At 39.0% G+C, this 10426-nt stretch carries 7 protein-coding genes; 6 read left to right on the forward strand and 1 reads right to left on the reverse strand.

Annotation, left to right across the window (positions count from 1 at the left end):
* The first annotated feature begins 10 nt into the window (after positions 1–10).
* The 5 genes from AB1A03_RS08185 to AB1A03_RS08205 all read left to right on the forward strand — a co-directional run bounded on the left by AB1A03_RS08185 (position 11) and on the right by AB1A03_RS08205 (position 6893).
* The gene (locus AB1A03_RS08185; protein ID WP_354624176.1) at positions 11–991 is read left to right on the forward strand and encodes an ABC transporter permease; all 981 of its coding nucleotides are present in this window, start codon (positions 11–13) and stop codon (positions 989–991) included.
* A complete protein-coding gene (locus tag AB1A03_RS08190; RefSeq protein WP_354624177.1) occupies positions 988–1944 on the forward strand; it encodes an ABC transporter ATP-binding protein in 957 nt (318 codons plus the stop codon). Before AB1A03_RS08185 ends, AB1A03_RS08190 begins: the two co-directional genes overlap by 4 nt.
* A 10-nt stretch (positions 1945–1954) precedes the next feature.
* Positions 1955–2938, forward strand: coding sequence for an ABC transporter ATP-binding protein (locus AB1A03_RS08195; RefSeq protein WP_354624179.1), 984 nt, complete (start codon positions 1955–1957; stop codon positions 2936–2938).
* A 65-nt stretch (positions 2939–3003) separates the two neighbouring features.
* The gene (locus AB1A03_RS08200; protein ID WP_354624180.1) at positions 3004–6459 is read left to right on the forward strand and encodes a 1,3-beta-D-glucan phosphorylase, GH149 family; all 3456 of its coding nucleotides are present in this window, start codon (positions 3004–3006) and stop codon (positions 6457–6459) included.
* Positions 6460–6467: 8 nt separating this feature from the next.
* Positions 6468–6893: a hypothetical protein gene (locus AB1A03_RS08205; RefSeq protein ID WP_354624181.1), complete on the forward strand. Its 426-nt coding sequence runs from the start codon at positions 6468–6470 to the stop codon at positions 6891–6893.
* A 364-nt stretch (positions 6894–7257) separates the two neighbouring features.
* Here AB1A03_RS08205 and AB1A03_RS08210 read toward each other — a convergent pair whose 3' ends face one another.
* Positions 7258–8256 carry a LacI family DNA-binding transcriptional regulator gene (locus AB1A03_RS08210; protein WP_354624182.1) on the reverse strand — a complete coding sequence of 333 codons (999 nt, stop codon included), beginning with the start codon at positions 8254–8256 and terminating at the stop codon, positions 7258–7260.
* A 458-nt stretch (positions 8257–8714) separates the two neighbouring features.
* Between AB1A03_RS08210 and AB1A03_RS08215 the strand changes: the two genes are divergently transcribed.
* The gene (locus AB1A03_RS08215; RefSeq protein ID WP_354624183.1) at positions 8715–9998 is read left to right on the forward strand and encodes a carbohydrate porin; all 1284 of its coding nucleotides are present in this window, start codon (positions 8715–8717) and stop codon (positions 9996–9998) included.
* The last annotated feature ends 428 nt before the right edge of the window (positions 9999–10426 follow it).

Raw genomic sequence — 10426 nt, forward strand, 5'->3', positions numbered from 1 at the left:
TATAGAAGAGATGAACAATTCAAATACATCTGATGCGAATGTATCCATCCCAAATCATCAAAGCGTGTTTAAACAGAAGTGTCGTGTAGCATGGAAGAAAGCTAAAGATTTTTTTCATGGCAATCCTCCCGCAATTATTGGTGTGTCATTAATTACGGTGATTTTACTCGGGGCATTATTTGCACCGGTATTATCTACCCATAATCCAGAGAAACGTGTAGCTCGATCCCATGAAGCACCAAATGCCGAGCATGTACTAGGTTCAACACGAAATGGGCGAGATGTCTTTAGTCAGGTGCTGCATGGTGCAAGAAAATCGCTAACGGTGGCATTTTTTGCCGGAATTATTGCGATGACTATTGCCATTGGCGTTGGAGTTACATCTGGTTATATGGGAGGAAAAATTGATGAGTGGATGAACTTTATTACCAATGTATTTCTGGTTTTTCCGCAGCTTCCTCTCTTGATAGTATTAGCAGCCTTCTTAGGGCAAGTTGGATCGACCGTGATCACTGTGTTGCTTGGTGTTACTTCCTGGCCATGGGGTGCGCGAGTCATTCGCTCGCAGACAATGGCAATTAGAAATAAAGAATTTATTATCTCAGCTGAGGTAATGGGGGAGTCTAAAATACGCATTATTTTGGTAGAAATTTTACCTAATCTTATTTCTATTGTGTTCGGTGGTTTCCTTGGAACAGTTATTTATGCAATGGGTGCAGAAGCTGGACTAGGTATTCTTGGGCTAGGTGATGCAACAGAGGTTAGTTGGGGGTCAATGTTATATTGGGCTCAGGTATCATCTTCTTTATATACTGGAGCATGGTGGGAAATGCTTGTACCCGCAATGGCATTAGCATTAACAGGTGGTGCATTAGCACTAATCAATATGTCGATTGATCAGGTTAGTAACCCTAAACTTAAAACTGGCCCACATCTTAAGTTGTGGAAAAAAATGAAAAATGAAACAGAGAAACGTCGAGGTCTAGTATGAAAAAACCACTCTTAGAAATAAAAAACCTATGTGTCGATTATGTTTCTCCAAATGGTGTGGCAAGAGCGGTTAACAATGTTAGTTTAACAATTGCTCCCGGTGAAACCGTTGGCATAGCAGGGGAGTCTGGTTGCGGTAAAAGTACGATGGCATTTGCGATAACACGTCTGCATAAGTCACCTGCACTAATTTCTGAAGGTGAAATTATTTACGATGGTCGTGATATTCTAAAAATGTCTGATAAGGAATTACGCGATTTTCGTTGGAATGATGTTTCAATTGTATTTCAAAGTGCGATGAACTCTTTAAATCCGGTAATTACGATTGGTGAGCAGTTAACGGATGTAATTTTAGCGCATAAACCGGTCACCTACAAAGAAGCGGTAGCAAAGTCAAAAGAGTTACTAGGCATTGTTGGTATTCATGGCGACCGTATGAAGAGTTTTCCTCATCAACTGAGTGGTGGTATGAGACAACGTGTCGTTATTGCCGTCGCGTTAGCGCTTGAACCTAAGCTCATTATCATGGATGAGCCGACAACGGCACTTGATGTGGTAGTGGAACGTGAAATCTTAAATGAGTTATATGATTTAAAAGAAAGATTCGGATTCTCAATTTTGTTCATCAGTCATGATTTGAGTTTAATGGGGGAAATTGCTGATCGCATTGGTGTGATGTATGCGGGGAACTTAATTGAGATCGGTGATGCCAAAACCGTATTTAGCAAGCCATCGCATCCTTACACAAAAGGGTTGATTGCATCTTTCCCGACGATTCATGGACCTAAAGAGCGTCTTTATGGTATTCCTGGTGATCCCGTTAATTTGTTACGTTTACCAACAGGCTGTAATTTCCAGGATCGTTGCACAGAATGTATGGAAATCTGTAAAAAAGATGATCCAATACTGACTGAGCTACATGACAACTACAAAGCCGCATGTCATAAATTATAAGGAATCAATGATGGATACAACAAATAAAGCTGAAGTTGTACTTTCGGTTAAAAATTTGATTAAAGATTTTCCAATTGGTCAATCTAGCAGTAAAAAAAATTATATGCGCGCAGTGAATGATGTCTCATTTGATTTACGTAAAGGCGAAGCCTTAGCGATAGTGGGTGAATCAGGCTCAGGCAAAAGTACCGGTGCTCGTGTGTTATCGCGTATTTATGAGAAAACAGCGGGTGATATTTTCTTTAAAGGGCAACCTTTAAAGGAGTATGTAGATCAACATGGTACTTTGGAGTATGCCCGTCAAGTGCAGATGATTTTCCAAGACCCATTTGGTTCACTTAATCCGGTGCATTCTATTTTTCATCATATTGCACGCCCGTTGCTTATCCACAAGCGCGGCGATAAAAAAACAGTTGAGAAATTGGTTTATGAACTGTTGGAATTAGTTGGCTTATATCCGGCCGTTGAAACCGCTGAAAAATATCCACATGAATTAAGTGGTGGCCAAAGACAACGTGTTGCTATTGCCAGAGCATTGGCCGTTGATCCAGAAGTAATTTTAGCCGATGAACCTATCTCGATGCTTGATGTTTCTGTACGTCTGGGCATTTTGAATTTGATGGCGGACCTAAAAGATAAGCATGGTATCTCTTTTATGTACATTACCCATGATATTGCTACAGCGAGATATTTTGCTGAAAAAACAGCGGTTATGTATGTTGGGCATATGGTTGAATGGGGCAGCAGTGATAAGGTGACACAAACACCACAGCACCCCTACACGCAATTACTGCTTTCCGCAGTGCCCGAGGCGGGGAAAAGCGGACGCCGTGAGTTGGGCGCTAAAAAAGGTGAAATACCAATGTGGAAGCCCGATACTAAAGGCTGCCCATTTTCAGCACGCTGCCCACGAGCATTAGACCGTTGTAATGATAGTTTCCCTGCAGTAACGCAAATAGCAGACGATCATTTTATCCGCTGTCATAACATTTAATATTTTTTAATATTCTTTTTTAATTAGCGCTTTTTAGGAAGCGCTTACTTTTGGTTGGGATTGCCATGACAAACAATAATTTAAATAATTCATCAGTAGAGATAACAGGACAGTTTGTTTCAATTGATGACGATAAATACTATCGAATTACCAATGCAGATCAGATGAAACCTTTTTTTATCAGCGTTGTATCAGCTAGTGACCACTGGTTATTTATTTCATCCACAGGTTGCTTATCTGCAGGTAGAATTCGCCCAGAAAATGCTTTATTTCCATATAAATCGGTCGATTATATTCACGAAAGTGCAGAAAACACGGGTAGTAAAAGCATTGTAAGAGTTCAAACCGAAAATGGTTGTAAGCAATGGGAACCGTTTAATCTTCAACATAATAGTTTGTATCAGGTTCAACGAAACCTCTATAAAAATGTGGCTGGTGATAAGATTATTTTTGAAGAAATAAACGAGGAGCTAGGGCTAACGTTCAAATATCAATGGGCGACCAGTGAACAATATGGTTTTGTACGCACCTCAACTGTGATTAACCATTCACAGCAAGCTGTTGAATTTGAAATTGTCGATGGTATTCAAAATATTTTACCACCTAATGCTCCGCTTTCACTTATGCAGAGCAGTAGTGCGTTATTAGATGCTTATAAATGGAATGAGTTATTACCTGAGTCAACGTTAGCAACATACAGCTTATATGCCAAATTAAGTGACCGTGCAGAGCCAGCAGAATCGTTACGTGCGACAACGGTATTTAGTGTTGTTGATGAGTGCCAGTCAATTCTATTATCAAGTGAGCAGCTTGGTGCATTTCGTCGTGGTGAAAAAATCGTTAATGAAACACTGCGCCGTGGTTTAAGAGGTGCTTACTTTATCCATAAATGTTGTCAGCTTGCTGCTGGGCAGGAAAATAGCTGGCAGATCATCGCTGATATCGACAAAACACACAGTGATATTGCCGCTTTACAGAGTGCTTTACAGGCAGGGGATGCTGTTACGTCGAATATTGATAAATCGATTGATGCTAATCATCGTGAACTTTTAATGCTAATGGCAGGTAGCGATGCTTACCAAAAAACGGCAGAGGAATCGACTACCGTACATCACTATGCCAATGTGTTATTTAACAATATGCGTGGCGGTGTTGTTGTTGACCAATATTGGGTAGAAAAAGAAGATTTTAAAAAGACATTATTCCGTTCAAACCAAGTTGTTGCTGAAAAACATCGCGCATTTTTCGAGACACTTCCGGAGCGCATTGATTATCAGAAATTAATTGCATTAGTGACGGAACAAAATGATACGCAACTAGTTCGCCTTTGCTATGAATATCTGCCGTTGACATTTGGCCGCCGTCATGGTGATCCTAGCCGTCCTTGGAATCATTTTGAAATTAAGCTAAAAGATGAAAATGGTGATCGCCTACTCTCTTATCAGGGCAACTGGCGTGATATTTTCCAAAACTGGGAAGCATTAGGTCTAAGTTATCCGAATTTTATCAAATCATTTATTTCTAAGTTTGTTAATGCTTCAACGATAGACGGCTATAACCCTTACCGTATTACTAAAGCAGGCATCGATTGGGAGCTGTTAGAATCGGATGATCCATGGAGTAATATCGGTTATTGGGGTGATCATCAGATTATTTATCTATTGAAATTTTTAGAATTATCTAACAAATATCAACCTGAAGAGTTAAAAAATCTATTAAATGTTGCAATATTTAGTTATGCAAATGTTCCCTATGAAATTGAAGGCGTTGATAAACTATTTGCCGATCCTAAAAATACCGTTATCTTTAACCATGATAAACAAGTTGTTATTGAAAAACGTGTTAGCCAATTTGGAAGTGATGGCAGGCTCTTATTAAACGCTGATAATAGTGTTTATATGGTTAATTTAACTGAAAAACTACTTGTACCGTTACTGGCTAAATTGGGTAATTTGGTGGTTGAAGGTGGTATTTGGTTAAATACACAAAGACCTGAGTGGAATGATGCAAACAATGCGATTGTTGGTACGGGTCTTTCAATGGTGACGCTGTACTACATGCGCCGTTATGTTGCATTTTTGCAATCGTTACTAGAAGATAATTCAGGCAGTGTTGAACTTTCTTCAGAGTTGGCTGAATGGGTTCGTGCAACAGCACAAATTTTGCAAGAAGCGAATGCGATTATCAATCAAGGTACGGTAAGCAGTGAAGCACGTAGTAAAGTGTTGCGTCAACTGTCGGGGGCTGCGGCCGATTATCGTGCAAATGTTTATGCAAAAGGTTTCTCAGGAAAGGTCAACGTTACAAGTGAATCTTTACTCGCTATGCTTGAAGTGTCTCTACAGGTGCTAGATGAAAGTATTACCGCTAATCTGCGTAAAGATGGACTATATAATGCCTATAACATTATTGATTATACGCAAAATAACGTAAATGTAGATCTATTATATCCGATGCTTGAAGGTCAAGTAGCTGTATTGTCAGCGGGTGTCTTATCGCCACAGCAAGTGGTTGCTTTGCTAGATAATTTGTATGCGAGTGACATGTTCCGTGAAGATCAGAACACCTTCATGCTCTATCCTGACCGTGATTTAGCTCATTTCACCGAAAAAAATTGTATCAATGCAGCACTGGTCAACGCTAATCCTCTTCTTAAAGAGATGCTAGCTAAGGGAGACCGCCGTATTATTGATAAAGATACTAAAGGGGCTTACCATTTCAATGCAAATTTTGAAAATGCAGGGGTTCTTTCCGCAGCATTGAAAGTAGTTGCATCTGATTATCAAGATGCAGATAGCGCTGTTATCGCGAATGTTTTGACTATTTACGAAAAAGTATTTAATCATCAATCGTTTACAGGCCGTTCTGGGACGATGTTTGGCTATGAAGGTTTAGGTTCAATCTATTGGCACATGGTTTCTAAGTTACTACTTGCCGTTCAGGAAAATTATTTCGCTGCTTGGAAAATAGATGCTAAATCTGAAGCAACGCAAAAACTGGCTGAATATTACTATAAAGTACGTGCTGGTATTGGCTTTAATAAAACACCCGCTGTCTATGGTGCTTTTCCAACTGATCCTTACTCACATACACCTAAGCAAGCAGGGGCACAGCAACCTGGCATGACAGGGCAAGTTAAAGAGGAAATATTAACACGCTTCGGCGAATTAGGCTTGCTTGTTGAGGATGGTAAAATTTATTTCCAACCTACGTTGCTTAAGCAAACCGAATTCCTTTCTGCTAACGATGAATTTGAGTTCATTAATATCAAAAATAAAGTACAAATATTGGGGCTGACGGAAAAACAATTAGCATTCACATACTGCCAAGTACCTTTTGTCTATGAAATTGTAGAGGAAGGGGCTGCTAGAGTGGTCGTGACGAATGAAAGTGGTGCTGATCTGCAACTAAATACATTAGCACTGAGTACATTGATAAGTCGTCAAATATTTTCTCGTCAAGGTGGCATTGAGCTGGTACATGTTTATATTCCTGCAAGTATGCTATTGCCATCTCATTAGGAGTCAGCGTGAACAGTCACCTATTAGAGGTGTCTGAATTTAATGCGACGGGATATGCTCCCGTCGTTGATTTTCAGACATGGCGAGTTGCAATGCTCAATTATATCAATGAATTAGAGGCAGATAAAATTGATAATTTTCAGTGCCATAATGAAACTGATGAAGTGTTTGTATTGTTATCTGGTAAGTGTATTTTATTTTGTGCAGAGCTAGATGAAAAAAATAACATTGCTGGGATCGCGAGTTGGAATATGGAAATTAACAAGGTCTATAACATTAAGCGTGGTATTTACCATACTCATACACTAAGTGCTGATGCTAAAGTCTTAATTGTCGAGAATCAGGATACCGATGATGCTAATTCTCCAAAGATAATGATTGACGATACTGTCCGTCATCAGTTGCTAGCAATAACGACTGAACTTTGGTCATAGCTTGTTGAGGAAAAATGAGGGAGAGCAAAGTATATCATTAGCAATTTTATGCTTCACATATCACCACGCTTGCTCTTACTGACTTTGCATCTTGAAGCAGCATGTATATAAGGCAGTTTTACTGCCTTTTTTGCACACAATTTTCCCAAAGTAGATATAGAATGGTGCTTAATATTGTTGGCACAGTTTGCTAAACTATTGGATTAGCTTTAACCAATAAGATAGAGCTGATGCGGGTTGGTCTGAAAAGTTAAACAGGAGGGAAGCCAGTCTGGCTGGCTATATAAACAGGAGTTATATCATTACCTCTTTATTGATAATTACTTAGAATGCAAAAGAGATTATGATTAAAAAGTTAGTTTAATTATTTTATAATTTTTACTGAATTTCTACATATAAGTTCGGGTTCCAACTTGTTCTGTAACGCATTGTTTGATTTACTGATCAGCGAAAGTACACTAGTGGCTGCCTCTCTACCCATTTCTATAACAGGAAAGTGAACCGTGGTGAGTCTCGGCCGTATATGTTGGCTGTAAGTATCATTATCGTAACCAACAATCGAGATATCTTTACCCACCTTTAGCTCTCTTTCACTACATATATCATAGGCTGCCAGTGCTATATTATCGTTTTGACAGAAAATAGCTGTAATATCATTACGTCTATCTAATAAACGTCTGACCTTTTCATGATTCCCATCATGGTCAAAACGTCCTTCGACAATTAAGCTCGCGTCGTATTGAACGCCATACTCAGTCAGAGCATTACGATAGCCCTGTAACCTATCACGGCTATCAATTTTACTAAGCTGACCGGTAATACATGCAATGATTTTGTGTCCTGATTCAAGTAGGTGCTTAGTCGCCAGATAACCGCCAAGTTCATTATCGATACAGATACATTGGCTGGCTAATTCAGGTATATAACGGTTTAAAATGACGGTGGCAGGCGTGTCATTTGCTATTTTTATCAATTCATCATCAGACAACATATCTGAATGAATAATCAAACCATCTACTTGCTTAGACTGAAGAAATCGAATCGAATCTTTCTCTTTTTCCTTGGATTCTTGCCCACTCGTTACAATTAAATGCATATTTTTTTTTCGAAGTGTATCTTCTGCATTATGCATCAAAGGCCCATAAAAGGGACCTTCAAGAGAGCCTACTAACATTCCAATGCTGTTTGAGCGGCTAGATGCGAGTGCCTGTGCGAAGGCATTGGGCTTGTAACCTAATTGTTCTATTGCTTCAAAGACCTTCTTTTTGTTGAAGTCCTTGACCGTTGGATGGCCATTTAATACTCTTGAAACCGTTGCTTGCGAAACCTGGGCAAGCTCTGAGACTTCTTTGATGGTGATCAACTTACTCTCCTTATCTATGTTGTGTGACACCTAAGTGGATGATTTTGAACTTAGCTTGGATACAGCGCAAGCGCTTTCGTTGAATTATGGTAAAGAAAACACATTTATGGTGTTGACTGCACATATATTTTTTTATTAAGGTGATCGTTTAACAGGTAAGTTTAAGCTTTAAGAAATGCGCTACCTTTATTGTTGTTGTAAATATTAGTTCACTGCGTAATTAATAGAGTGAGATCATAATCACATGAAAGCGCTTACATTGGTGATGTGGCTCACTTTTTATCTGCTTTTTTTTCTTTATACTTGCATCTGAAGTTAGCTAATGGATTTTAACTGCTCTATTGACTGTTACCTTATCATATTTGGCTTTTTTTTTAACAATCAAAGAAAGCGCTTTCAGTGCGCTTTGTTGTTATCTTGATCAATACACGGAAATACAAATACATTATGGAGTTACAATGAAACTATCAAAATTAACACTCGCATGTCTTCTTGCTACATCAACATTGTCCGTTACGACTACATCTAATGCTGCTACAACAGATGGTATAGAATTTCACGGTTACTTTCGTTCAGGTGTTTTAGTTAGTTCAAAGGATGATTATAAACGCGCTAAATTCCCCGCATCGAAAGAGCAGTTAGGGCGTTTAGGTATTGAGTCTGATAATGATATGAACTTTGAATTAGTAAAAAAATGGGCCTTTGATGATGGTAAATCTATCCGTATTCATGTTGCGGTTGCTGGTACAGGGGATGATAAAGCACTGGGTTCTTCGGTAGATGCTGATTCAACGTCTAATAGTATGGGTTTTGGACAAACCTATGTTGAATTTGGTGGTTTGACTGAAACGGGAACATTTTGGGCGGGTAAACGCGATTACGGTAAAGACAATTATATCTTTATGACGGATTTCTTCTACACACAAATGTCAGGCTTAGGTATTGGTCTGGCTGATTATGAAATTGGTGATGTTAAATATGATTTTGCATACATGACCAGTGATTGTAATAATCCAGATGGTCGTTGGGGTAATAATACCAATAATTTAATGCACTCTATTCACGTCGGTGCAAATTTTGGCAGTTTCGAGTTACATGGCCAGTTAAAGGGCATGCCAGATAACTGGGATGAGGCTGGGAATGAATACGCAGAAAAGGGCTTTGATGTAACAGGTATTGTTCATCTAGATAGTTTCGTGGGTTTACCTGGTAATGGCTTCTCTAAAGTTATTTTGCAAGCCGGTCGTGGTTTAGGCTCTCATCAATTACTTGGTGGTACGCTTAATGTTTATAACGGTTGGGTTGCTGGTGGTCCAGGTCCAGATAGAATGACTTATATTGACGAAAAGGATCAGTCAGCGCGCTTTTTACTTTGGGGTGGTTACTTCCTAGAGAACGGCATTAACTTGTTCCCTGCATTACAAGCTCAGTACAATGATAATGATGATAGCAGCTATAATTACTGGACTTCGGCAATGATCCGTCCAACTTTCCCTGTTTTTGATAACTTCTTTATCGCAACTGAATTTGGTGTGTCTCATGCCTATGCAGAAGACTCAAACGGTAATGAAACTTATAAGGGCAATAACGCGAAAGCAACCCTTGCCCCAACGTGGATTATAGGAACAGGTCAAGGCCCTGCACCTGAAATTAGACTGCTAGGTACATATTTAGACCATGCAGGAACTAATAATGGTGATAGTGACTTTATACTTGGTTTACAAGCTGACATGTGGTGGTAAACGATAAGTAGTTTTGTCACTTTAAAGGGCCATACGCGATTGTAATGGCCCTTTTTATTTTATTAATATTGCAGCATTTGTAGCGCTACGCTTTCGGCAATAGATTGCCCAGTTGCTTTGAAATCATTAGATAAATTGACTAGCCTACAAAAATAATATCAAGGATGCGACTGTAAACTTACATTTATCTGGGCAGTAGTTATTGCTGCTATCGATGAAAACAGCTCGATTTTTTAATTTTCTAGGTGCTGTGAAATGGCTGATTTTGAAAAATAAAATAATAGTGCCCCGTAATATATCCTACCAATTATTCCCTAAATGTACTGCTAGTTAATAAATAAAAAGAGTAAGCGTTTACTTGTGAGAGAGGTTGTTTTCAGAATGGAATTTAAAAATATGCTAAAAATAAATAGACAAACTTCCGTAAT

Source organism: Psychromonas sp. MME2 (genome assembly GCF_040566515.1).
In the GTDB taxonomy this organism is placed as follows: Bacteria; Pseudomonadota; Gammaproteobacteria; order Enterobacterales; family Psychromonadaceae; genus Psychromonas.

Bases quoted from the DNA above. Each gene is read 5' to 3' on its own strand.
- AB1A03_RS08195 (WP_354624179.1), top strand. From the start codon at position 1,955: ATGGATACAACAAATAAAGCTGAAGTTGTACTTTCGGTTAAAAATTTG.
- AB1A03_RS08185 (WP_354624176.1), top strand. From the start codon at position 11: ATGAACAATTCAAATACATCTGATGCGAATGTATCCATCCCAAATCAT.
- AB1A03_RS08200 (WP_354624180.1), top strand. From the start codon at position 3,004: ATGACAAACAATAATTTAAATAATTCATCAGTAGAGATAACAGGACAG.
- AB1A03_RS08215 (WP_354624183.1), top strand. From the start codon at position 8,715: ATGAAACTATCAAAATTAACACTCGCATGTCTTCTTGCTACATCAACA.
- AB1A03_RS08190 (WP_354624177.1), top strand. From the start codon at position 988: ATGAAAAAACCACTCTTAGAAATAAAAAACCTATGTGTCGATTATGTT.